Annotated in this window: 18 protein-coding genes; 8 read left to right on the top strand and 10 right to left on the bottom strand. The window is 74.4% G+C overall.

Annotated elements, in window-relative coordinates; all coding sequences use genetic code 11:
• Positions 1-36: 36 nt before the first annotated feature.
• On the bottom strand, positions 37-516 hold the full coding sequence (locus ACGFXC_RS03365; protein ID WP_393708980.1) for a carboxymuconolactone decarboxylase family protein: 480 nt from the start codon (positions 514-516) through the stop codon (positions 37-39).
• On the bottom strand, positions 513-1,592 hold the full coding sequence (locus ACGFXC_RS03360; RefSeq protein ID WP_393708979.1) for a dihydrodipicolinate reductase: 1,080 nt from the start codon (positions 1,590-1,592) through the stop codon (positions 513-515). Before ACGFXC_RS03360 ends, ACGFXC_RS03365 begins: the two co-directional genes overlap by 4 nt.
• 170 nt (positions 1,593-1,762) lie before the next feature.
• Here ACGFXC_RS03360 and ACGFXC_RS03355 point away from each other — a divergent pair, with 170 nt between their 5' ends.
• Positions 1,763-3,103, top strand: a complete 1,341-nt coding sequence (locus ACGFXC_RS03355) for a glycoside hydrolase family 18 protein (RefSeq protein ID WP_393708977.1) — start codon at positions 1,763-1,765, stop codon at positions 3,101-3,103.
• Positions 3,104-3,349: 246 nt separating this feature from the next.
• Here ACGFXC_RS03355 and ACGFXC_RS03350 read toward each other — a convergent pair whose 3' ends face one another.
• Together ACGFXC_RS03350 and ACGFXC_RS03345 are read right to left on the bottom strand one after the other, a co-directional pair.
• The gene (locus ACGFXC_RS03350; RefSeq protein ID WP_393708975.1) at positions 3,350-4,405 is read right to left on the bottom strand and encodes a sugar kinase; all 1,056 of its coding nucleotides are present in this window, start codon (positions 4,403-4,405) and stop codon (positions 3,350-3,352) included.
• Positions 4,357-5,022: a bifunctional 4-hydroxy-2-oxoglutarate aldolase/2-dehydro-3-deoxy-phosphogluconate aldolase gene (locus ACGFXC_RS03345; protein WP_393708973.1), complete on the bottom strand. Its 666-nt coding sequence runs from the start codon at positions 5,020-5,022 to the stop codon at positions 4,357-4,359. Before ACGFXC_RS03345 ends, ACGFXC_RS03350 begins: the two co-directional genes overlap by 49 nt.
• 89 nt (positions 5,023-5,111) lie before the next feature.
• Here ACGFXC_RS03345 and ACGFXC_RS03340 point away from each other — a divergent pair, with 89 nt between their 5' ends.
• The 3 genes from ACGFXC_RS03340 (at position 5,112) to ACGFXC_RS03330 (ending at position 10,407) form a co-directional block, all read left to right on the top strand.
• Entirely contained in the window at positions 5,112-5,930 is an 819-nt protein-coding gene (locus tag ACGFXC_RS03340) for an IclR family transcriptional regulator (protein WP_393708971.1), read from the top strand.
• Between the two features lie 151 nt (positions 5,931-6,081).
• A complete protein-coding gene (locus ACGFXC_RS03335; protein ID WP_393708969.1) occupies positions 6,082-7,791 on the top strand; it encodes a sigma-70 family RNA polymerase sigma factor in 1,710 nt (569 codons plus the stop codon).
• A gap of 132 nt (positions 7,792-7,923) precedes the next feature.
• Positions 7,924-10,407, top strand: coding sequence for a Helicase associated domain protein (locus ACGFXC_RS03330; protein WP_393708968.1), 2,484 nt, complete (start codon positions 7,924-7,926; stop codon positions 10,405-10,407).
• 40 nt (positions 10,408-10,447) lie between these two features.
• On the opposite strand, the gene ACGFXC_RS03325 is transcribed toward ACGFXC_RS03330, so the two are convergent.
• Positions 10,448-11,839, bottom strand: a complete 1,392-nt coding sequence (locus ACGFXC_RS03325) for a glutamate decarboxylase (protein WP_393708966.1) — start codon at positions 11,837-11,839, stop codon at positions 10,448-10,450.
• Between the two features lie 278 nt (positions 11,840-12,117).
• On the opposite strand from ACGFXC_RS03325, the gene ACGFXC_RS03320 reads away from it, so the two are divergent.
• Together ACGFXC_RS03320 and ACGFXC_RS03315 are read left to right on the top strand one after the other, a co-directional pair.
• Positions 12,118-12,510: a tyrosinase family oxidase copper chaperone gene (locus tag ACGFXC_RS03320; protein ID WP_393708964.1), complete on the top strand. Its 393-nt coding sequence runs from the start codon at positions 12,118-12,120 to the stop codon at positions 12,508-12,510.
• On the top strand, positions 12,507-13,355 hold the full coding sequence (locus tag ACGFXC_RS03315; protein WP_393708963.1) for a tyrosinase family protein: 849 nt from the start codon (positions 12,507-12,509) through the stop codon (positions 13,353-13,355). The genes ACGFXC_RS03320 and ACGFXC_RS03315 overlap by 4 nt, the downstream gene beginning before the upstream one ends.
• Here ACGFXC_RS03315 and ACGFXC_RS03310 read toward each other — a convergent pair.
• A complete protein-coding gene (locus tag ACGFXC_RS03310; RefSeq protein WP_393708962.1) occupies positions 13,310-14,014 on the bottom strand; it encodes a response regulator in 705 nt (234 codons plus the stop codon). The two genes, ACGFXC_RS03315 and ACGFXC_RS03310, sit on opposite strands and share 46 nt — an antisense overlap.
• Positions 14,011-15,684, bottom strand: a complete 1,674-nt coding sequence (locus tag ACGFXC_RS03305; protein WP_393708961.1) for an ATP-binding protein — start codon at positions 15,682-15,684, stop codon at positions 14,011-14,013. Before ACGFXC_RS03305 ends, ACGFXC_RS03310 begins: the two co-directional genes overlap by 4 nt.
• Positions 15,685-15,789: 105 nt before the next feature.
• On the opposite strand from ACGFXC_RS03305, the gene ACGFXC_RS03300 reads away from it, so the two are divergent.
• Both ACGFXC_RS03300 and ACGFXC_RS03295 read left to right on the top strand, forming a co-directional pair.
• Entirely contained in the window at positions 15,790-17,190 is a 1,401-nt protein-coding gene (locus ACGFXC_RS03300; protein ID WP_393708960.1) for a cation:dicarboxylate symporter family transporter, read from the top strand.
• 315 nt (positions 17,191-17,505) lie between these two features.
• A complete protein-coding gene (locus ACGFXC_RS03295) occupies positions 17,506-19,275 on the top strand; it encodes a S8 family serine peptidase (protein ID WP_393708959.1) in 1,770 nt (589 codons plus the stop codon).
• A gap of 99 nt (positions 19,276-19,374) precedes the next feature.
• On the opposite strand, the gene ACGFXC_RS03290 is transcribed toward ACGFXC_RS03295, so the two are convergent.
• From ACGFXC_RS03290 to ACGFXC_RS03280, 3 genes are all read right to left on the bottom strand, one after another.
• Positions 19,375-20,043, bottom strand: coding sequence for a (2Fe-2S)-binding protein (locus tag ACGFXC_RS03290; protein WP_393708958.1), 669 nt, complete (start codon positions 20,041-20,043; stop codon positions 19,375-19,377).
• Positions 20,044-20,129: 86 nt separating this feature from the next.
• Positions 20,130-21,185, bottom strand: coding sequence for an SIS domain-containing protein (locus ACGFXC_RS03285; RefSeq protein WP_393708956.1), 1,056 nt, complete (start codon positions 21,183-21,185; stop codon positions 20,130-20,132).
• A 52-nt stretch (positions 21,186-21,237) separates the two neighbouring features.
• The gene (locus ACGFXC_RS03280) at positions 21,238-22,590 is read right to left on the bottom strand and encodes a PTS transporter subunit EIIC (RefSeq protein ID WP_393708954.1); all 1,353 of its coding nucleotides are present in this window, start codon (positions 22,588-22,590) and stop codon (positions 21,238-21,240) included.
• Between the last annotated feature and the right edge of the window lie 52 nt (positions 22,591-22,642).

Genomic DNA, 22,642 nt, shown 5'->3' with positions numbered 1-22,642 from the left:
GACGGAGGGTGTGCCTCCGCCCGGCCCCGGGCCGTGTCAGCCGCTCGGCAGCACACAGACGCTGTCGAGGCCCAGGACGTGGTTGAGCCGGCCGAAGGCGAGCCAGGAGCCGATGCTCATGCTCAGCTCCACGATCTCCAACTGGCTGTAGTGCGCGGTCATCCGCGCCCAGAACTCCTCGTCCAGGCTGTGGTGGTCCAGCGCGTAGCGCTCCGCGTACTCCGCCGCCAGGCGGGTGCGGTCGTCGAAGGCGGCGGTGGTGCGCCACTCGGTCACCGCGTCGGCGAAGGAGTCCTCGACCTTCTCCCCGTCCCGGTCGGTGCGCCAGTCCAGGCAGAAGACGCAGCCGTTGATCTGGGCGATGCGCAGCCGGGCGGCCTCGAACTCGCGCAGGCCGAGGGTGGTGTGGGCGTACACCGACAGGGAGAAGTTGGCGGCGGCCATGCCGATGCCGGGGACCATGTCGCCCCATACGTACTCGATGGGGTGCTGTCCTTCGGGAACGTCGATCCTCATGACTGCTTCCTTCCGAGTTTGCCGACTGCGGGTCGCAGCGGGATGTCGAGCGCGTCGTAGAGTCCGGGCTCCGCGTCGACCAGCCAGTCGATGGCGCCGACGAGGCGGCCGACGGCGGTGGCGTTGCCGCCGGCCGAGCGGTTGTCGTCCTCGTCGGTGCACTCGACGGTGACCTCGATGCGCGGACGGCCCTCGATGACGACGCGGTGGGCGCCGGTTCCGTCGGGCGGCGTGGGCCAGTCGGGGGCGCAGGAGGGGTGGATGCGGGTGACGTGTTCGATGACGATGCGGGGTTCGCCCGCGACGATGCCCTGCACCTCGAAGCGGATGGCGCCCTGGGTGCCGGCTTCGAACTCGCCCATGGTGCGGGTGGTGACGGTGGTTTCGAGGGGGCGGCGGTCCGAGGTTTCGCGGATCTCGTCGAGTTCCACGCCCAGCGCCCGGGCCATCATCCGGACCTGCCCGCCCCACACCATGGTGGGGACGGAGGGCATGAGCATCATCGGTTCGTAGTCCATGGGCTGGCCCATGCCGACCAGGTAGCGGACGGAGTCCGGCTGCTCGTACGTGGAGTAGTCGAAGATCTCCTGACAGCGGATCACGTCCACCCGGGTGCCGAGGCCGCTGAGCAGCAGCGGGAGCACGTCGTTGCCCCAGCCGGGGTCGACGCCGGAGGCGAACAGCGAGCCGCCGCCCCGTGCGACGGCCTCGAGCACCGGGTCCCGGAACTCCGGCGGGGCGTTGCGGTGGTCGTAGAGGGGGTAGAGGGCCGGGCTGACCACGGCCGCCCCGGCGGCCACCGCCCGGGTGATGTCGGCGAGCGCGTCGTCGGGGCGGACGTCACCGGACGCCGCGTAGACGACGGCGGCCGGGCGGGCGGCGAGCACCGCCTCGCTGTCGTCGGTCGCCGCCACCCCCAACGGGTACTCGAGCCCGGCGAGTTCGCCCGCGTCGCGGCCGACCTTCCCGGGGTTGTGGACGATCACTGCCGCGAGTTCGAGCGCCGGGTGGGCGTCGACGGCGCGGATCGCCGCGCGGCCGACGTTGCCCGTGCCCCAGACCACCGTGGGAATCATGCGCGGAGGGTAGCGAGGGGGCGCAGAGGTGCCCAGGGCCGTGAAGGAGGAATTTCGGACGACCGGGCCGCCGGGCGGAACCCGAGGTGAACGCACCCTTGACCCAGCTGGTCCAGACCAATAGTTTCCGGCTGACGAGCACCACTCCCCCGCATCCGCAAAGGAAGCCCATGCGCCGCAGCACGCTCGCCAGGCTCGCCGTCGCCGCCTGTTCCCTGTCCCTGCTGACCGCCTTCGCGCCCGCCGCCACCGCGGGTCCGCGGGAGGCGCCGGCAGCGGCGGGAGGCGGCCACGACACCGCGTTCCGCAAGGTCGGGTACTTCACCCAATGGGGCGTCTACGGGCGCGACTTCCAGGTCCAGGACCTGGAGACCAGCGGCAGCGCCGCCCGGCTCACGCACGTCAACTACGCCTTCGGCAACGTCAGCGCCGACGGCAAGTGCTTCACCGGGAACGTGCCCGGCGAGGCCGACGCGTGGGCCGACTACGTCCGCCCGCTCGACGCGGCGAACTCCGTCGACGGGGTGGCCGACACGGCGGAGCAGCCCCTGGCCGGCAACTTCAACCAGCTGCGGGAGCTCAAGGCCCGCCACCCCGGGCTCAAGGTGATGATCTCGCTGGGCGGCTGGAGCTGGTCGACCCACTTCTCGGACGCCGCCCTCACCCCCGCCTCCCGCAAGGCCTTCGTCTCCTCCTGCATCGACCTCTACATGAAGGGCAACCTTCCGCAGGACGGCGCCCGGGGCGGCGCGGGCGCGGCGGCGGGCCTCTTCGACGGCATCGACCTGGACTGGGAGTGGCCCGGCTCGGAAGGCGACACCGACACGAAGTTCCGGCCGGAGGACAAGCGCAACTTCGCCGCGCTGGTCGAGGAGTTCCGCCGCCAGCTCGACGCGTACGGCCGCGAGAAGCGGCGGACCTACGAGCTGTCCGCCTTCGTGCCGACCGCGCCCGCGAAGATCGACGCGGGCTTCGACGTCCGCCGGATCATGCGCGGCCTCGACTTCGTGAACCTCCAGGGCTACGACTTCCACGTGTCCGGGGAGAAGACCACGGCCCAGCAGTCCGCCCTGCGGGCGCGGAACGACTTCAGCGTGGAGGGCACGGTGGAGGCCTGGCGCCGGCGCGGGGCGCCGGCCCGCAAGCTGGTGGTCGGCATGCCGTTCTACGGCCAGGGCTGGACCGGGGTCAGCGGCGGCGGCGACGGCATGGGACAGCCGGCGACGGGTCCGGCGCCCGCCACCTGGGCGGCCGGGTACGAGGACTACAAGGAGCTGAGGAAGCTGGCCGCCTCCGGCACCTTCCAGGTGCACCGGGACCGGCGCGGCGGCCACGCCTGGCTCTTCGACGGCACCACCCTGTGGACCTACGACGACCCGCAGGTGCTGAACACCAAGGCCCGGTACGTGCGCGAACAGGGCCTGGGCGGGGCGATGTTCTGGTCCCTGGACGCCGACACCGCCGAGGGTGAACTGACCGCCGCCGTGGACCGGGGCCTGCACGGCCGCTGACCCCGCGCGGGGCCGGTCCGCCGCCGGCCCCGCAGCACCCGCCCCTCGACCGGGGCCGCCCGACCGGCGCCGCCGGGCCGCGGAAGACCCTTCCGGCCCGGCGGCGCCCTCCACGTACCCGCGCGGTCGGAGCCGGCCGGGGCGCTCCGCCTGCCCGCCGCGCAGGCGGCCGACGCCGCCCGGGAACCGCCCGCCGCGCCGGCCCCCGTACGCGGGCTGCGGACGGCGACCGGCCTGTGGGCCGGGTCACGGACCCCGTTCCGTGTCCGGACGGACCGTGGCGGCCAGCGCGGCCGTCTCGGCGAACGCCGGTACGTGACCGGTGCCGCCGCGCCCGGAGACCGAGAGGGAGGCGGCCGCCACCCCGTGGGCGACCGCCCGCGCGAGGGGGTCGCCCAGCGCCAGCCGGGCCGTGGCGGTGCCGGTGAAGCAGTCCCCGGCACCCGTCGCGTCGACGGGCGCCGGATCGGCCGGGACCGGGAAGCGGGACACGTGGCCGCCGTCGTCCAGCAGCAGCCGGTCCGCCCCGCAGGTGACGGCCACCGCGCGGGCCCCCAGCGCCCGGTAGCGGGACGCGGCCGCGTACGGGTCGCCGGTGTCCACCAGGGCGAGCGCGTCGGCCGGGCAGGAGGTCTTCAGCAGCCCGGTCAGCGGGGCGATCCGGGCCAGCAGCTCCCGGGCCTCGCTCCGGCCGGTCAGCCGGGGCCGGTGGTTGGGGTCGTAGGTGACGTGCCCGCCGGCGGCGTGCACCGTGCGCACGGCGTCCAGCACGGCCTCCCGGGCACTCGGGGAGAGTGCGCCCGTGATCCCGCTGGTGATCAGGGCCTTCGTGCCGGTCAGCAGGTCCCGCCAGGATTCGGTGTGGGCCGGGGAGAGGGTGGAACCGGCGCTGCGGGAGCGCCAGTAGACGAATTCCCGCCCGCCCTCCGCATCGGCGCAGAGCAGGTAGGCGCCGTTGGGGCGCGGCGCCCGGCGGACGTGGGAGACGTCCACGCCCAGTCCGGCGGCGCGGCGCAGCAGGGGGACGCTCAGCTCGTCGTCGCCCACGACCGCCAGCAGGGCGGTGCGGGCCCCGGCCGCCGCGGCGGCGGCCGCGGCGTTCAGGGCGTCGCCGGAGTAGGAGATCCGCGCGCCGGTGCCGTCTGCCGCCGCGCGCAGGGCCGTGTCGGCGTGGATCTCGACCAGGACCTCGCCGAGCACGAGGACGTCGTAGCCGCGCGGGGAGCCGGTGGGCCCGGCGGTGCCCGCCACCGTCAGCACGCCCCGGAGCCGCGGGTGGGCTCCGGCCGGTCGCGCTCGCACGCGGGACAGCACGGTCCGGCCAGCCCGGCGAAGACGGCGGCCAGTTCGGCGGGGTCGGCGGGCAGTCCGCTGCCGATGCCCACGGCGCTCGCGCCCGCGGCGAGCCAGTCGCGGACCTCGCCGGGCCGGATGCCGCCGGTCGGCACGAGGAGGGCGTCGGGGAGGACCGCCTTGAGGGAGCGGATGAAGTCCGGGCCGCCCACGTGGGCCGGGAAGACCTTCGCGGCGCCGCCCGCGCGGGCGGCGGCGGCGATCTCGCCGGGGGTGTAGCCGCCCTCGACGAACACCGCCGCGCGCCGCCGGGCGACCTCGCGGACCTCGGGGGCGGGGTAGGGGGAGACGAGGAAGGCGGCGCCGGCGTCGAGGGCGGCTTCGGCGTGGGCGGCGGTGGTGACGGTGCCCACGCCGATCAGGGCGGCGCGGCCGCGGGCGTCGGCGAGCGGGGCGGTGCGCGCGACGGCCGCCGCCCAGCCGGGGATGGTGGTGGTGAGTTCGACGGCCCGGCAGCCTGCGGCGAGCAGGGCAGTGGTGGCGCGGACGGCCTCGTCCGCGCCGGTGGTGCGCAGGACCGGCAGCAGGCGCTGGGCGACTATGACCGCGTACGGATGGCAGGACAAGGGACCCTCCGATGATGTTCCACGTAGTGGAACGGGGTATCGTGTGCCGGAACTTCGTGGTCCAGACCTTACCCACCCAGGGAGACGACGTGTCAACGGAGCAAGGCCCCGGAGAGGAAGTTCCGCAGCCCGCCGGCGCCGCCGGGGGCGCGAGCGCGGGCGGCCGCACCTCGGCCGCCGGATCGGCCCTGGAGAAGTCCCTGCGCATCCTGGAGGCGGTCGCCGCGCCCGGCGGACCGCACCGGCTGACGGACGTGACGACGGCTGCCGCGGTGCCCAAGTCGAGCACCTTCCGGATCCTGGCGGCGCTGGCCGAGCAGGGCTTCGTACGGGCGGAGGGCGAGGGCCGCTACGGCGTCGGGCCCCGGCTGCGCGGACTGTCCGCGCTGGTCGGCGCGGCGGAACCGGCGGGCGTCGACGAGGTCCTGCACGAGCTGCGGCGGGAGACGGGCCAGACGGTCCACCTGGCCCTGCTCACCGGGGAGACCATCACCTACGTCCGCAAGCTGGAGGCCGACCAGCCCTTCCGGACGGCATCGCGCGTCGGCATGCGGATGCCGCTGCACACGACGGCGATCGGCAAGAGCGTCCTCGCGCTCCTGCCCGCCGAGGAGGTCCGCGCCCTGACCGCCGCGGCGGGACTGCCGCGCCGCACCCCGAAGACCCTGACCACCGCCCTGGAGCTGGAGGCGGAACTGGCCGCGGTCAGGGCACGGGGCTTCGCCGTGGACGACGAGGAGAACGAGCCCACCATCCGCTGCGCCGGGGCGGCGGTCCCCGGCCCCGACGGCCGCCCGGTGGGCGGGGTCTCCGTCACCACCGTCACCTTCCTGGTCTCCCGCGCGGAGGTCGAGGCCTACGCGCCCGCCCTGAGAGCGGCGGCGCGGGCGCTGTCGCCGCTGCTGTGAACACCCCCGCGACCGCGCCCGCGACCGCGCCCGCGACCCCGTTCGGAGCAGCCGCGAAAGATTTTCTCCGGATATCCGTTATCGGGCCCCGACTCGACGGTCTCCCAGTTATTGGGCATCATCGACCGCCGGTACGGACAGGGACTTTCACATGAGTACACAGCACACGGCAGCGCTGGTGGCAGCGGCCCGCGCGGGCGATCCCCGCGCCCAGGACGAGCTCGTCGCCGCCCATCTGCCGCTCGTCTACAACATCGTCGGCCGGGCCCTGAACGGGTCGTGCGACGTGGACGACGTGGTCCAGGACACGATGCTGCGGGCGCTCGACGGGTTGGGCGGCCTGCGGTCGGACGAGAGCTTCCGGTCCTGGCTGGTGGCCATCGCGATGAACCGGGTGCGGGCGCACTGGCAGGCCCGCAGCGGGGTTCCGGGCGAGAGCGGGCTGGAGGCGGCCGCGGACGTCGCCGATCCCGGCGCCGACTTCGCCGACCTGACCGTCGTACGCCTCCACCTGTCCGGGCAGCGGCGCGAGACCGCCCGCGCCACGCGCTGGCTGGAGCCCGACGACCGGGCGCTGCTGTCGCTGTGGTGGCTGGAGTGCGCCGGTGAGGTGACGCGGGCCGAGACGGCCGCGGCCCTGGAACTGACCCCGCAGCACACGGCGGTGCGGGTCCAGCGGATGAAGGCCCAGCTGGAGTCGGCCCGGGTGGTGGAGCGGGCCCTGGAGGCCCAGCCCCCGTGCGAGGGGCTGCGGGCCGTGACGGGCACCTGGGACGGGCTGCCGTCCGCCCTGTGGCGCAAGCGAATAGCCCGGCACGCCCGGGAGTGCCTGCGCTGCTCGGGGCTGTGGAACGGGCTGGTCCCGGCGGAGGGGCTGCTGGCCGGTCTGGCGCTGGTCCCGGTGACGGCGGCACTGCTGGCCGGCGTACGGGCGGCCACGGCCGCGGGCTTCGCCCCCGCCGGCGCCGCCCGCGCCGGGGCGCAGGCTCCGGCGGACGCCTCGGGAGCCGCTTTCGCCGGCGCCGAGACCCAGCTCGCCCCGGTGGTGTCCGGGCCGGGCCGGGCCGCGCGCCGCAAGGCGGGCGACGCCCGCGATCCCGGGGCCGGTTCCGGGGCCGGGCGCGGGGCGCAGCGCAGGCGGCGGCAGCACCGCCGCCGGGTGATCGGCGGCGCCGTGGTCGCGGCGTGCGTGGCGGGCGGCGGTCTGGTCTACCTCGGCTCGCTCCCCGGCAAGCGGGGCGCCGAGGCGGCGGGCAGTGCGTCGGCCTCCCCGCTGGCCGCGCTCTCCGCGCCCGACGACGCCGCGGTCCCGCCCTCCGCCCCGCCCTCCGCGTCGGCGTCCGCCTCGCCGTCCCCCGCCGGGTCGGCTTCCGCTTCGGCGTCGCCCTCGCCGTCCGCGAGTCCGGCGACGTCCCCGGCGCCCGCGCGGTCCAAGAGCGCGCCGCCGCGTCCGGCCCCGCCGGCTCCGGCGCCCGCCCCGGCGGGGGTGGCCGGTCAGGTCATCGCGCTCGTCAACTCCGAGCGGGCGGCGGCCGGCTGCGGCCCGCTGAAGGAGGACGCGCAGCTGCGGTCGGCGGCCCAGGGGCACTCCGACGACATGGCGGGGCGGGACTTCTTCGCGCACACCAACCCCGACGGGGCGGACCCGGGGACGCGGACCACGGCCGCCGGGTACCGCTGGTCCACGTACGGGGAGAACATCGCGCGGGGCCAGCAGACGGCGGCGGACGTGATGGACTCGTGGATGAAGAGCCCGGGGCACCGGGCGAACATCCTCAACTGTTCCTTCAAGGACATCGGCGTGGGCATCCACAACGGTTCGGGCGGCCCCTGGTGGACGCAGAACTTCGGGGCCCGCTGACGCCCCCGCCGTCACGGGCCGCCCGGCGACGACACCGTGGCGGGGAGCGTCCGGCCCCCGCCACCCCGTTGACTCATTTTCCGGGCAAGATGGGTACTGGAGGCGAACCAGCAGATCAAGGGGGTCGAAGTCGTGGTCCGGACGGCGAGGACGGAGCTGCGCCCGCATCAGCGGGAGGCCGTCGACGCCGTCGTGCGCGCGCTGGAGCCGCCGGCGAACGGCCGGTTCCCGGCCGAAGGCCTGCGGACCCAGGTGATCATGGCGACCGGATCGGGGAAGTCCCTGGTCGCCGTGCGCTCGGCGGAGGCGCTGCGGGCGGGCCGGGTGCTCGTCCTGGTGCCCTCCCTCGACCTGCTCGTGCAGACCGTGGCCGCCTGGCGCGCGGGCGGCCGCAGCGGGCGGGCGGTCGCGGTGTGCTCGCTGCGCGGCGAGGACGCCGGGGTGCCGGCCACCACCGATCCGGGCGAGCTGGCCCGCTGGGGCGCCCGGCCGCTCCAGCGGGTGACGGTGTTCGCCACGTACGCCTCCCTCGGTCTGGGCACGCTCGAACGGGCCCATCTGGCGGGGCTGCCGCCCTGGGACCTGGTGGTGGTCGACGAGGCCCACCGCACGTCGGGGCGGATCGGCAAGCCCTGGGCGGTGGTCCACGACAACGCGCGCATCCCCTCCGCCCGGCGGCTCTACATGACCGCCACGCCCCGCGTGTGGCGGGACGGCGAGGAGAGCGAGGCGGAGGCGGCGGACGCGGAGCCCGGGACCGGTGGCACCGAGTACGCAGCGCCCGGCGGCGGCGCGCGCGGGCACGGCGAGCTCGTCGCGTCCATGGAGGACGATCCGGCGGGGCCCTTCGGCGCCCGCTGCTACACGCTGCCGCTGTCCGAGGCCATCGACCGGGGCATCTGCGCGCCGTACCGGGTGGTGTGCGTGGACGTCAGCGACCCCGGCTTCCAGGCGGAGGTGCTGCTGGGCGCCGACGGCCGCTCGGACCGGGTGCGAGGGATGCGGCTGGCGGCGCTCCAGGCCGCGCTGGTGAAGGCGGCGGCCGACCAGGGCTTCCGGCGGACGCTGGTATTCCACCACCTGACCAAGGAGGCCGAGGCCTTCGCGGCGGGACTGCCGGCGGTCGCGGCGCGGCTGCGCACCGCGAGCCGCTCGCCCCTGCCGGCCTATCCCCGGACGGTGTGGGCGGACTGGCTGTGCGGACAGCACACGGCGGCCCACCGGCGGCGGGTGCTGGAGGCGTTCGCCGCCGACCGGGTCGCGGAGAAGGCCTTCCTGGGCAGTGTCCGGGTGCTGGGCGAGGGGGTGGACACCAAGGAGTGCGACTCCGTCTTCTGGGCGGACGTGCGCGGTTCCATGCCGGACCTGGTGCAGGCCGTGGGCCGGGCGCTGCGGATCCGGCCCGGTGAGGGAAAGGTCGCCTCGCTGGTGGTGCCGGTGTTGCTGGGGCCCGGCGAGTCACCGGAGACGATGCTGACCTCACGGGCGTACGGGGACCTCGCGCGGCTCCTGGAAGCGCTGAGGGCGCACGACTCGCGGCTGGTGGAGGCCCTGGCCCAGCCGCAGGCGCCGGGCCGCCCGGCGTCGGCCGCCGGTGCGGGCGGACCGGGCACCGGCCCCGGGCCGGGGGCGCGGGCCCTGCTGAGCTTCTCCACCCCCCGGGACCCGGCGCTGCTGGCGGCCTTCATCCGGCTGCGGGTGCTCAACCCGGAGCACGCGCGGTGGCGGCGCGGCGCGGAGGCGGCCCGGGCCTACGCCGCGGCGGCCGGGAACCTGCGGGTGCCGTTCGCCTACCGGGTCGCGGCCTCCGGCGCGGACGGCCCCGCGGCACCGGCGGGGTTCCCGCTCGGCCAGTGGATCGCGGACGCGCGGCGGACGTACCGCCGGGGCGCGCTGGGCCGGGAGCGGACCCGGGAGCTGGACGAGATCGGCATGGTGTGGAGCCACTTCGACGTGGCCTTCGAGGAGGGGCTGGCGGCGGCCCGGGCCTGGGCCGAGGGGCACGGGCACCTGCTGCCGCCGGTGGACGCCACCTGGCACGGGGCGCCCGTCGGGGTGTGGATGAAGAACAACCGGGCCGCCGCCCGCCGGGAGGGGCCGGGGGCGTTGCCCGAGGACCGCCGGGAGGCCCTGGACGCGATCGACCCGTCCTGGTGCCCCGCGTGGGACATCGGCTGGCAGCGGGCCTTCCATCTGACGCGGGCGCACCTGGACGCGGGCGGGCGGATCCCGGAGGGGCCGGGCCTGCTGCTGGTGCAGGGCGAGGACCTGGGGGGCTGGGTGCGCGCGCAACGGCTGGGGTGGGACCGGCTGCGGTGGGCGCAGCGCTGGCTGCTGGAACACGCGCTGGGGCTGGACCCGGCGCGCGAGGAGGAGCGGCCGCCGTCGCGCCGCAGCCATGCCGATGCCTGGGCGGACCACCTGGAGGCGGCCCGGCTGTTCCGGGCCCGCGAGGGGCACCTGCGGGTCCCCCGCCCGCACGTGGAGCGGGTGGGGGACCGGGAGCTGCGGCTCGGGTCGTGGATCGCCAACCAGCGTTCCCGGGCCGGGCGGCTGCCGCCGGAACGGGCGGCCGCGCTGACCGCCCTGGGGATGCGCTGGCCGGGCTCCGGCTAGGTCGTCCCTTTCGGATGGTGCCGCGCCGGGTCCGCGGCGGTCAGTGGTGGAAGGCGGAGCGGGGTTCGGTGGCGGGGACCGGCTGCGGGTGGGCGGTGAGGTGTTCGACGGCCCGGCGCAGGTCGGTGACGAGCAGGGCGATCTGGTCGCGGGTCACCCCGTGCCGGATCAGGACGCGTTGGATGACGGTGTCCTGGCGGTCGGCGGGCAGCGGGTACGAGGGCACCTGCCAGCCGCGCATCCGCAGCCGGTCGGAGAGGTCGTAGAGGGTGAACCCGGCCCCCGCCGGGTCGGCGAGGGTGTAGGAGACGGCGGGCAGTGCGCCCCGGCCGTCGTAGAGCAGGGTGAAGGCGCCCATGTCGGCGATCTGCCGGGCGAGGTACTGGGCGGTGTCGGCGCAGGCCTGCTGGACGCGCTGGTAGCCGCTCCGGCCGAGGCGCAGGAACAGGTAGTACTGGGCGATGACCTCGCCGCCGGGGCGGGAGAAGTTGAGCGCGAAGGTCGGCATGTCGCCGCCGAGGTAGTCCACGTCGAAGACGAGGTCGGCGGGGAGCAGGTCCGCGGTGCGCCAGACGATCCAGCCGACGCCGAGCGGGGCGAGCCCGTACTTGTGGCCGGAGGTGTTGACGGAGGCCACGCGCGGCAGCCGGAAGTCCCACACGACGTCGGGGTGGAGGAAGGGGGCGACGAAGCCGCCGCTGGCGGCGTCCACGTGGACGGGGACGTCCCAGCCGTGTTCGGCCTGGATCCGGTCGAGCGCCTCGGAGATCTCGGCGACGGGTTCGTAGTCGCAGGTGTAGGTGACGCCGAGGATGGCGACGACGCCGATGGTGTTCTCGTCGACGTGGGCGGCGAGCTGGTGGGGCAGCAGTCCGGTGGCGCCCGGCTCCAGGGGGACCTGGCGCAGTTCGACGTCGAAGTACCGGGCGAACTTCTCCCAGCAGATCTGGACCGGGCCGCACACCAGGTTGGGGCGGTCGGCCGGCTTGCCCTCGGCCCGACGGCGGGCCCGCCAGCGCCATTTGAGGGCGAGGCCGCCGAGCATGGCGGCCTCGCTGGATCCGGTGGTGGAGCATCCGGTGCCGGAGGTGCCGGGCGGGGCGTTCCACAGGTCGGCCAGGATGTTGACGCAGCGCGCCTCGATCTCGGCGGTCTGCGGGTACTCGTCCTTGTCGATCATGTTCTTGTCGAGGCACTCGTTCATCAGGCGGTGCACGCCGTCGTCCGACCAGGTGGTGCAGAAGGTGGCCAGGTTCTGGGCGGCGTTGCCGTCGAGGAGGAGCTCGTTGTGGAGGAGCGAGTAGACCACGTCGGAGGGCGCGGGGTCGTCGGGCATCCGGTACTTGGGGAGGATCTGGCCGCTGAGGGCGGACGCGAACACGTCCGTCGCGGCGTCCCGGGCACGTGCGTCCTTCGTCTCATGAAGAGCCATATCGGGACTATAGGGTGCAGATCATGATGAATTCGGCTCCGGCGCCCCTTGGGCGGATACCGCGCCTTCCGGCCGACTCCGAGGTGTGATCTCCTCCATACCTTCACCGTCTCACCACAAGAATTACTGTCCGGTAGCATTTCTTCCGCAGATCTTGCCGTCACGGCCGGCGGAGCCGATCCGGACGGGAAGATCGTTTCATTGGTTTTGCACACAACTTATCCGCGGATGTCCGGATAGCGGTCAACTACCCTCCTGGCCCTGATAGTTCTTCGGCCATGAACAAGATCACCCGCCGGCAGGCCTTGGGCACCACCGCCGGCGCTCTCACCGTCCTCGGCATCGCGGGCGCCACCGCGCACGCCGCCGCCACCGACTCGCGCGCCGCCACCACCCCGGCCGGCACCGTCGACGAGGTGTACCAGGGCCGCCGCATCCAGATCACTCCCGGCACCGGGGGCGGCCACCACGGCGGCCACCACTCCCCCGGCCTGCCGACCGTGAAGATAGACGGCCGCGAACTGCACGTGATGCAGAACGCCGACGGCACCTGGATCAGCGTGGTCAACCACTACGAGACCTTCGCCGAACCCCTCCCCCTGGCCCGGGCCGCCGTGCGCGAGCTCCAGGGCTCCCAGCTCGCCCCGATGCAGATGGGAGGCACGGCATGACCGTCCGCAAGAACCAGGCCGCCCTCACCCCCGAGGAGAAGCGCGCCTTCACCAACGCGCTGCTCGAACTCAAGCGCACGGGCCGCTACGACCGGTTCGTGACCACCCACAACGGGTTCATCATGAGCGACACCGACTCGGGCGACCGCGTCGGCCACCGCTCCCCCTCCTTCCTCCCCTGGCACCGGCGGTTTCTGCTGGAGTTCGAGGCCGCGCTGCAGGCGGTGGACGCGAGCGTTTCGATCCCGTACTGGGACTGGACGGCAGACCGCACCACCCGCTCCTCCCTCTGGGCCGCCGATTTCCTCGGCGGCACCGGCCGTGCCCGCGACGGGCAGGTCATGGACGGGGCCTTCGCGTACGCGACGGGCAAGTGGGAGATAGCCGTACGCGTCGACGGCCGCGCCTACCTGCGGCGCGCGCTCGGCGAGGGCGTCGCCCAGCTGCCGACCAAGGCCGAGGTGGACGCCGTCCTGGCGATGCCGGTCTACGACACGGCCCCCTGGAACAGCGCCTCCAACGGCTTCCGCAACAACCTGGAGGGCTGGCGCGGCGCCAACCTGCACAACCGGGTCCACGTCTGGGTCGGCGGCCAGATGGGCACCGGGGTCTCGCCCAACGACCCGGTGTTCTGGATGCACCACGCGTTCGTCGACAAGCTCTGGGCCGACTGGCAGGCCAAGCACCCGCAGTCCACCTACCTGCCGGCCGCCGGCACCGCCAACGTCGTCGACCTGCGCGACACGATGCGGCCGTGGAACGACGTGACCCCGGCCGACATGCTGGACCACCGCAAGTTCTACACCTTCGACACCGAGCCGGCCGGCGCGGCCCGCCAGCGGTAGTGCAGTTCGGGGCGGCCCACCTGGCCGTACCGGGGGGCACGGTCCGCGCGGCCGGTGTCCACCAGGTGCTCCAGGTACCGGCGGGCCGTGATCCGGGACATTCCGGCCGCCCCGGCCGCCCCCGCCGCGGTCAGCCCGTCGGGCGCCGACCGCAGCAGCGCCGCGACCCGGTCCAGGGTCGCGGCGCTGAGCCCTTTCGGGAGCTCGGCCGGAGCCGGAGCGCGCAGGGCGGCCAGCGCCCGGTCCACGTCGTCCTGCCCGGCCGCCTCCCCCGCCGTCGCACGGAACTCCGCGTAGCGCAGCAACCGTTCGCGCAGGGTCGGGAACGCGAACGGCTTCAGTACGTACTGCACGACGCCCAGCGACACGCTCTCGCGGACCACCGCCAGGTCCCGGGCCGAGGTCACCGCGATCACGTCCACGGGATGCCCGGCCGCCCGCAGGCCGCGCGCGAAGCGCAGCCCGTGGCCGTCGGGCAGGGTGAGGTCGAGCAGCAGCAGGTCGACGGGGGACCGCTCCAGCACGCGGGCCGCCTCGGCCAGGGAGTGGACGGCCGACACGGCGGTGAAGCCGGGCACCCGCCCCACGTACAGGGCGTGCGCGGCGGCGGCCACCGGATCGTCCTCGACCACCAGCACCCGCACCTCGGGCGCGCTCACGCCGCGCCGTCCGCGCCGCGCTGACGGGGGATGCGGGGCCGGGGCCCGGGCGCCCCCGCGGCCGGATCCGGTACGGTCCCCGCCGGAGCGCGCGGCGGCAGGCTGACGGTGAACTCCGCGCCGCCGTCCGGCCCGGGGGCCGCCTCGACGAGGCCGCCGTACCGGTGGGCCACCTGACGGACCAGCGCCAGGCCCAGCCCGCGCCCCTCGCCCTTGCCCGACCAGCCCCGCCGGAAGACGTCCACGCCCTCGGGCAGTCCGGGACCGTTGTCCGCGACCCGCAGCAGCAGTCCGCCCGCGTCGCCGCGCACGGTGACCGCGATCCGTCCGCCGGGTACGCCGCTCAGGGCGTCGACCGCGTTGTCGATGAGGTTGCCGAGCACCGTGACGAGGTCCCGGGCGGGCGGGACCCCCGGCCCGGTGTCGACCGGTCCGCTGTCGGGGGTGACGGCGAGCTCGATGCCCCGCTCGTGCGCCTGGGCCGCCTTGCCGAGCAGCAGGGCGACCAGGACCGGCTCGCCGACGGCCGTGACGACCTCGTCCGTCAGGGCCTGGGCCAGCTCCAGTTCGGCGGTGGCGAACTCCACCGCCTCCTCGCTGCGGCCCAGTTCGATCAGGGAGACCACCGTGTGCAGCCGGTTGGCGGCCTCGTGGGCCTGCGAGCGCAGCGCCTGGGTGAAGCCCCGCTCGTGGTCCAGCTCTCCGGTGAGCGCCTGGAGCTCGGTGTGGTCGCGCAGGGTCACCACGGTGCCCCGGCGGCCGCCGCCCGCCACCGGTGAGCTGTTGACGACGAGCACCCGCTCGGTGGTCAGGTGCACCTCGTCGACCCGGGGCCGGTCGGCGAGCAGCGCCCCGGTGAGCGGCGCGGGGAGTCCGAGGTCGGCGACACCGGTGCCGTCGACGTCACCGCGCAGGCCGAGCAGTTCGCGTCCCGCGTCGTTGATGAGGGTGATCCTGCGGTGGCCGTCGAGCATCAGCAGCCCCTCCCGGACCCCGTGCAGGGCCGCCTGGTGGTAGTCGTACATCCGGCTCAGCTCGGCGGCGTTCATGCCGTGCGTGTGCCGGCGCAGCCGGGCGTTGACCACGTACGTGCCCGCCCCGCCCAGTGCCAGCGCCCCGGCCGCCACCCAGCCGAGGGCGGCGAGCCGGGCGGCGAGCCGGTCGCTGACGGCACGGACGGTGATCCCCGCGCTGACCAGGCCGACGATCCGGCCCCGGTCGTCCGCGAGCGGGGTCACCACGCGGATGGAGGGGCCCAGCGTGCCGGTGTAGGTCTCGCTGAAGGTCTCCCCGCGCAGGGCGGGGGCCGTGTTGCCGAGGAAGCGTTCGCCGATCCGGCGCGGGTCGGGGTGGGTCCAGCGGCGTCCGTCGGGCGCCATGATCGTCACGAAGTCCACGCCCGCGTCGGCGCGGACCCGCTCCGCGTAGGGCTGGAGGGCCGCCGAAGGGCCGCCGTCCGCCTCCGTCCGTACGGCCTCGCGCACCGACGGCGAGTCGGCGACGGCCCGCGCCACCGCCCCGGCCTGGCGGCGCGCGGCGTCCTCGGCCTGGTCCCGGGCGGTCGCGTACGCGAAGACCGCGCACCCGGCGACGACGACGGCGACCAGCAGCACCTGCATGGCGAACAGCTGGCCGGCGAGGCTGCGGGGCGGTCGGGGGAAGCGGAACATGGCGCTCAGTGTGCACCCGGCCGTGAACTCAATGAACGCAAGGGTGACCGGGGTCACAGGGCGGGCGATGGTCTGCGGGAACACATTCACCACCCAGGAGGCGACGTGGCCGCCAGGCGCGACAAGACCCACTTTCTCTACATCGCGGTGATCGCCGCGGTGCTGCTCGGCATCGCCGTCGGCTTCGCCGCGCCCGGCGTCGCCGTGGAGCTCAAGCCCCTGGGCACCGGCTTCGTGAACCTGATCAAGATGATGATCTCGCCCGTGATCTTCTGCACGATCGTGCTGGGCATCGGCTCCGTCCGCAAGGCCGCGAAGGTGGGCGCGGTGGGCGGGCTCGCCCTCGGCTACTTCATGGTCATGTCCACGGTCGCGCTGGCGATCGGCCTGCTCGTCGGGAACCTGCTGGAGCCCGGCAGCGGCCTGCACCTGACCGAGGCGGTCCGGCACGCCGGCGAGGCCCAGGCCGAGGCGGGCGGCGCCGAGAGCACCCCGGAGTTCCTGCTCGGCATCATCCCGACGACGCTGGTGTCGGCCTTCACCGGCGGCGAGGTGCTCCAGACCCTGCTCGTGGCACTGCTCTGCGGGTTCGCGCTCCAGGCGATGGGCCGGGCGGGGGAACCGGTGCTGCGCGGGATCGGACACCTCCAGAAGCTGGTGTTCCGGATCCTCGCGATGATCATGTGGGCGGCTCCGGTGGGCGCCTTCGGGGCCATCGCGGCGGTGGTCGGGGCGACCGGCACGGACGCGCTGAAGTCCCTGGCGGTCATCATGATCGGCTTCTACACCACCTGCCTGCTGTTCGTCTTCGTGGTCCTGGGCACACTGCTGCGGGTCTGTACGGGCGTCAGCGTGTTCTCGCTGGTGCGCTACCTGGGGCGGGAGTTCCTGCTGATCCTGTCGACCTCTTCGTCGGAATCGGCGCTGCCGCGGCTGATCGCGAAGATGGAACACCTCGGCGTGTCCCGCCCGGTGACCGGCATCACCGTGCCGACCGGGTACTCCTTCAACCTGGACGGGACCGCGATCTACCTGACGATGTCCTCGCTGTTCATCGCGGAGGCCATGGGCAAGCCGCTCGCACTCGGCGAGCAGATCTCGCTGCTGCTGTTCATGGTCGTGGCGTCCAAGGGCGCGGCCGGGGTCACCGGCGCGGGCCTCGCCACCCTGGCCGGCGGGCTCCAGTCGCACCGGCCCGAACTCGTGGACGGCGTGGGCCTGATCGTGGGCATCGACCGGTTCATGAGCGAGGCCCGGGCGATGACGAACTTCGCGGGCAACGCCGTCGCCACGGTGCTGATCGGCACGTGGACCAAGGAGTTCGACCGGGAGCGGGCCACGGAGGTCCTCGCGGGCCGGCTGCCGTTCGACGAGACCACGCTGGTGGACGACGGCCACGCGCCCGAGCCGGACGCGGCCGACACGGCCGACGCGACGGTGCCCGCACCCACGGGCGTACCCGCGGCCGGCTCCGCGGCCGGCGCCAAGGACGGGGTCCCGGCCTAGCCGCCGCACCCCGGCCGGAAGCCGCCCGGGCAGGGCTCGCCCCCACGGTGCCCAGCCCGGCCGGCCGCCCCCGGCCACCCCGCCCGCCCCCGCCCGGTACCGCACCGGGCGGGGGCGGGCCCCGACGGGCGACTGTTTTCAGCCATGCGATCCGCAACTCTGCTGCGGTAAAAGGTACTTCCCTAGCGGGCAGCCCGTCTGACATCTTGCGTCCACCACTCGTTTCGTACGGCCCGGTAGGTGCCAACAGCACCGCCGCGCCCATCGGAGGACGCATTGATACCCCACATATCCGGCCGACACCGACGCAGTCTGGTGCTGGCCGCCGCCCTCGGCGCCGCCCTCACCTTCGGAGCCCCCGCCGCGCTCGCCGGCACCGCTCCCGTCTCTCCGAACGGCTCCGCCCCGGCTTCCGCTCCGGCGGCCGCCCCCAAGGCTGCGGCCCCGGCTTCCCAGAGTGCGACCTGGGCCGCCGGCACCCGCGCCTACCTCGTGATCAGCGCCCCCGGCGACGGCTCCGCGATCCGCGCGGCCATCACCGCCAACGGCGGCACGGTCTTCTCGTCCTTCGACGCGATCGGCGTGACCGTCGCCCACTCGGCCTCCGCGAGCTTCGCGACCACCATGCGCGGGGTCAGCGGCGTACAGAAGGTCGGCGCCACCCGGACCTCGGACGTTCCGGCCGACGCCTACAACCCGGCGCTGCCCGCCAACCCGGCCCAGTCCTCGACGGCCGCCGGAGAGCCGGTCCGCGCGGACATGAGCCAGATCAAGGCCGACCAGGCGTGGGCCGTCACCACCGGGTCCGCCTCGGTGAAGGTCGGCGTCCTGGACACCGGTGTCGACGACCAGCACCAGGACCTGGCCCCGAACTTCAACGCGGCCGACTCGGTGTCCTGCGCCTACGGCAAGCCCGACACCCGGGCCGGCGCCTGGCGTGACGTGGACACCCACGGCACCCACGTCGCGGGCACCATCGCGGCCGCCAAGAACGGCAAGGGCGTCGTCGGCGTGGCCCCGGGCGTGAAGATCTCCGCGGTCCGCGTCGCCGAGCCGGGCAACTCGTTCTTCTTCGCCGAGAACACCATCTGCGGGTTCGTGTGGGCCGGTGACCACGGCTTCAAGGTCACCAACAACAGCTACTACACCGACCCGTGGCAGTTCAACTGCCCGGACAACATCGACCAGGCCGCCATCATCGAGGGCGTCAAGCGCGCCCAGGAGTACGCGGAGAGCAAGGGCTCGCTCCAGATCGCGGCCGCGGGCAACGAGAACTACGACCTCGCCCACAAGACGACCGACACCGCGAGCCCCAACGACTCGACCCCGGTCACCCGCACCATCACCAACGCCTGCCTGGACATCCCGACCGAACTCCCGGGCGTGGTCACGGTCGCGGCGAACGGCACCGGCGTCACCAAGGCCTCCTTCTCCAACTTCGGCCAGGGCGTCATCGACGTCGCGGCGCCGGGCAGCGACGTCTACTCGACGCTGCCGGGCGGCAAGTACGGCACCAAGAGCGGCACCTCGATGGCCACCCCGCACGTGGTGGGCGTCGCCGCGCTGATCGCCAGCGCCAACCCGGGCATCACCCCGGCGCAGATCCGCGACAAGCTGGCCACCCAGGCCAACGACATCGCCTGCCCGGCGGACGGCCGCTGCACCGGTACGACCGCCAACAACTCCTTCTTCGGAGAGGGCCAGGTCGACGCCCTGAAGGCGGTCGGCGCCACCCCGCCGGCGGGCAAGTACTTCGAGAACACCGCGGACTTCGCCATCGCCGACAACGTCACCGTGGAGAGCCCGATCACCGTCTCCGGCGTGAGCGGCAACGCCCCGGCGGCCCTCAAGGTGGGCGTGAACATCGCGCACACCTACATCGGTGACCTGAAGGTCGACCTCGTCGCCCCCGACGGCACCGTCTACACGGTCCACAACCGGGCCGGCGGCAGCACCGACAACATCAACCAGACGTACACCGTCAACGCCTCCTCCGAGGTCGCCGCCGGCACCTGGAAGCTGCGCGTCAACGACAACGCGGCCGGCGACACCGGCAAGATCGACTCCTGGAGCCTCACCTTCTAGGAAGGGTCCGGCACCGGTCCGCACGTCGGGGCCGTCGGAGAGCGGCGAAACCGTTCTCCGGCGGCCCCCTCGCGCGTCCGGGCCGCCGCGGGCCCCGCGCTACCGGGTGCGCAGTACGCAGTCCCCGCAGTACCCGCCGCCGGGCACCCGGTAGTAGAGGCAGCAGCTGCGGCGCACGAAGGCCACCCCGAGCCCCTCCTCGTGGACGAAGGTGCCGGTGCCCGCCAGTGCTCCCCCGTCGGCGAGCAGCGCTCCCGCGAGGTCCACGGCCGGGCCGCCGGGCACCCGGTCGAGCAGCACCCGCAGCGCCCCGACCAGCCCGGAGGCGGCGTTGCCGCGCAGCACCTTCGCCGAGACCCCGTACCGTTCGCCCAGCGCGCGGTCCAGTACGGCCAGGTTCCCGAGCACGCTCGCTCCGAGGTCCCCGGCCGGCCGGGACACCGCGGCGGGCAGCCACAGTTCCAGCGAGCCGGCCCCGGGCAGCCGCCACCCCACCCGGGCCGGGTCGAGGTCGGGCACCCGTCCGGCGAGGGCGGCGCAGCCGAGCCCCAGCGACCACAGCCGGGAGGCGATCCCGAACTGCGCGGTCGAGGCCGCCACCCGCCCCGGGCCGCTCCCGATCCGGCGCCCGACCTCGGCGACGTAGGGGCCGAGGTGCTCCCCGTACAGCGCCTCCAGCGTCCGGAACCCGGGCCCCGGCGGTTCCTCGCCGTACGCGACGGTGAAGAAGGGGCCCACGGCGGCCAGGCGCCGCAGTACGTCGTCCATGGGACGGATGATCTCAGCAGACGGCCGTGGCCCCCGCGGCCGGGTCGGCCGTGGGGGCCACGGGGGCGCGGTGCGGGGCGGTGGCGTCAGGTCGCCGGGGTGTAGGCCGCGACCTCGAAGTCGGACATGTCCAGGCCGCCCTCCTTCGTGTCGTCGTTGGCGAAGACGAACGATTCGATCGGCACGTCGCGTTCGGCGCTGAGCTGGGCCACCAGTTCCTGGAGGACCACGGTCTCCAGGACGACGCGGACGGCGTCGGCGGTCCGCGGCAGCCGGACGGTGAAGAGGTTCTCGGCGACGTCCACGTCGGCGGTGGTGATCAGCAGCGTGAGGTGGCCGGCCCCCGCGAGCGAGCGGGCCAGCTCGATCTCGCGGACGTCCCCGTAGACGAGGTGCAGGGTGTTCCCCGCGGACTCCATCTCGCCGTGCAGGTAGTTGCGGGTGGCACAGTGGGCGGCGGTCATCCGCACCACCTCGCGCAGCAGCAGCGCGCCCTCCTCGGCGGAGGCCCGGGAGGCGCCCGCGGCGACCCCGTCGGAGGCGATGCAGCGCGCTCCGCGCCCGCGCAGCCCGGCCACCACCTCGGCGGCCTGCCGGTGCACCGCGGTGGTCCGCTCGGCGATGGAGTCCCAGGGGTCGCCCTCCCGGCCGGCCAGGACCCCCGCGATCAGGTCGAGGGCGACGAGGGTGCCGGTGTAGCCGATGGTGGAGGCGTAGGAGTCGGGTTCGTTGCCGAGGTCCACGGTGAGGTCGGCGAGGTCGCCGAGCGGGGACGGTACGACGTTGAGCAGCGCGGCCCTGGTGACGCCGGGGGCGGCCTGGTGGAACGCGGCCAGGGTCTCGGAACTGCGGCCGCCCTGCGAGACGGCGATCAGGCAGTCGGTGTCGAAGCCCGCGGTGCCGGTCTCGATCTCGCTGGACAGGACGCGCTGGGTGACGACTCCGGCCTCGCGCAGCTGCTGGACGGGGACCGCGAGGGCGGCGTACGAGGCTCCGATGCCGGTGAACAGGGGGCGGCGGGCCGTGCGCAGCGCGGCCAGGTCCGGGGAGGCGAGCTGCGTGCGGACGCGGTCGGCGATCCGGGCGAGGGCGGCGCCCTGGTCGGCCTGGCCCTGGAGGAAGGTGATGCGGGACGCGGACATGGGGTGGCTCCTGGCGGTGGGGGGGAAGGCGGGACGCGGGTGCGGCGGCGGGCTAGGCGGTGGCGTCGGCCTGGACGGCGGGGTCGGCCTTGGCGGCCGGCGGCCGGGGCCCGTCGGAGGCCGGCCCGCCGGAGCCCGGACCGTCGGCGCCCGGGGTCCCGGTCGTGTCGGGGCCGACGGGCTTGGCGCCCTCGGCGTCCGGATCGCGTTCGCGTCCCGGGGTGGGCAGGTCGAACCTGACGATGGCGAAGCGGAAGATCACGTAGTAGAGGGCGGCGAAGGCCAGGCCGATCGGGATGAGCAGGAGCGGCTTGGTGGCGATGCCGAAGTTGACGACGTAGTCGATGGCGCCGGAGGAGAAACCGAAGCCGTCGCGGATGCCGAGGGCGTAGCACAGGGCCATGGAGACGCCGAACAGGACGGCGTGGACGGCGTAGAGGACGGGCGCGACGAACATGAACGCGAACTCGATGGGCTCGGTCACGCCCGTGACGAAGGCGGTCAGCGCGACGGAGATCATCATGCCCTTGACCATGGCGCGGTTCTCGGGACGGGCGGTGTGCGCGATGGCCATGGCGGCGGCCGGGAGCGCGAACATGTAGATCGGGAAGCCGCCGGTCATGAACTGGCCCGCGGCGGGGTCGCCGGCGAGGAAGCGGTGGATGTCGCCGTGGACCTCGGCGCCGGTGGCCGGATCCACGAAGCTGCCCGCCTCGAACCAGGGGAAGAACGAGAAGAAGTGGTGCATCCCGATCGGGATGAGGGCCCGTACGACGAGGCCGAAGACGCCCGCGCCCCAGGCGCCGGTGCCCACCAGCCACTCACCGAACTGGAAGAACCAGTTCCCGACGGTCGGCCAGACCACTCCGAACACCACTCCGGTGGCGACGCCGGCGAAGGCGCTCAGGATCGGGACGAGCCGTCGCCCGCCGAAGAAGCCGAGCCAGTCGGGCAGCTTGGTGCGGCTGAAGCGCTGGTAGAGGAGGGCGGCGAGCAGTCCCATCACGATGCCGCCGAGCACCTTGGCGTCCAGGGGCTCGCCGTCGGCGCCCTTGGGGAAGGCGGGGCTCGCGAGGACAGCCTTGAAGACCAGGTAGCCGACCACCGCGGCCAGGGCCGTGGACCCGTCGGCCTTCTTGGCGAAGCCGATGGCCACGCCGACGGCGAAGAGCAGCGGCAGGTTGGTGAAGACGGTGTCACCGGCGGCCGCGAGGACGATGGCGAGCTTGCGCACCAGCAGCGGGAAGTTCTCGCGGCCGAGCAGGTCGGCCCCGCCGAGCCGGGTCAGCAGCGCGGCTGCGGGCAGGGTGGCCACGGGCAGCATCAGGCTCCGGCCGATGCGCTGCATGACCGGCATGATCCGGGCCGGCTTCTTGCCGGCGGCCGGTGCGGTGGCCGTACTCATCGCGTACTCCTCGTCGAGGGGGTGGGGACGCCTCGAACGTACTTAGTGGTTT

The organism is Streptomyces sp. NPDC048507 (genome assembly GCF_043199995.1).
Lineage (GTDB): Bacteria > Actinomycetota > Actinomycetes > Streptomycetales > Streptomycetaceae > Streptomyces.
This window is presented reverse-complemented; position numbering and strand designations above follow the sequence as displayed.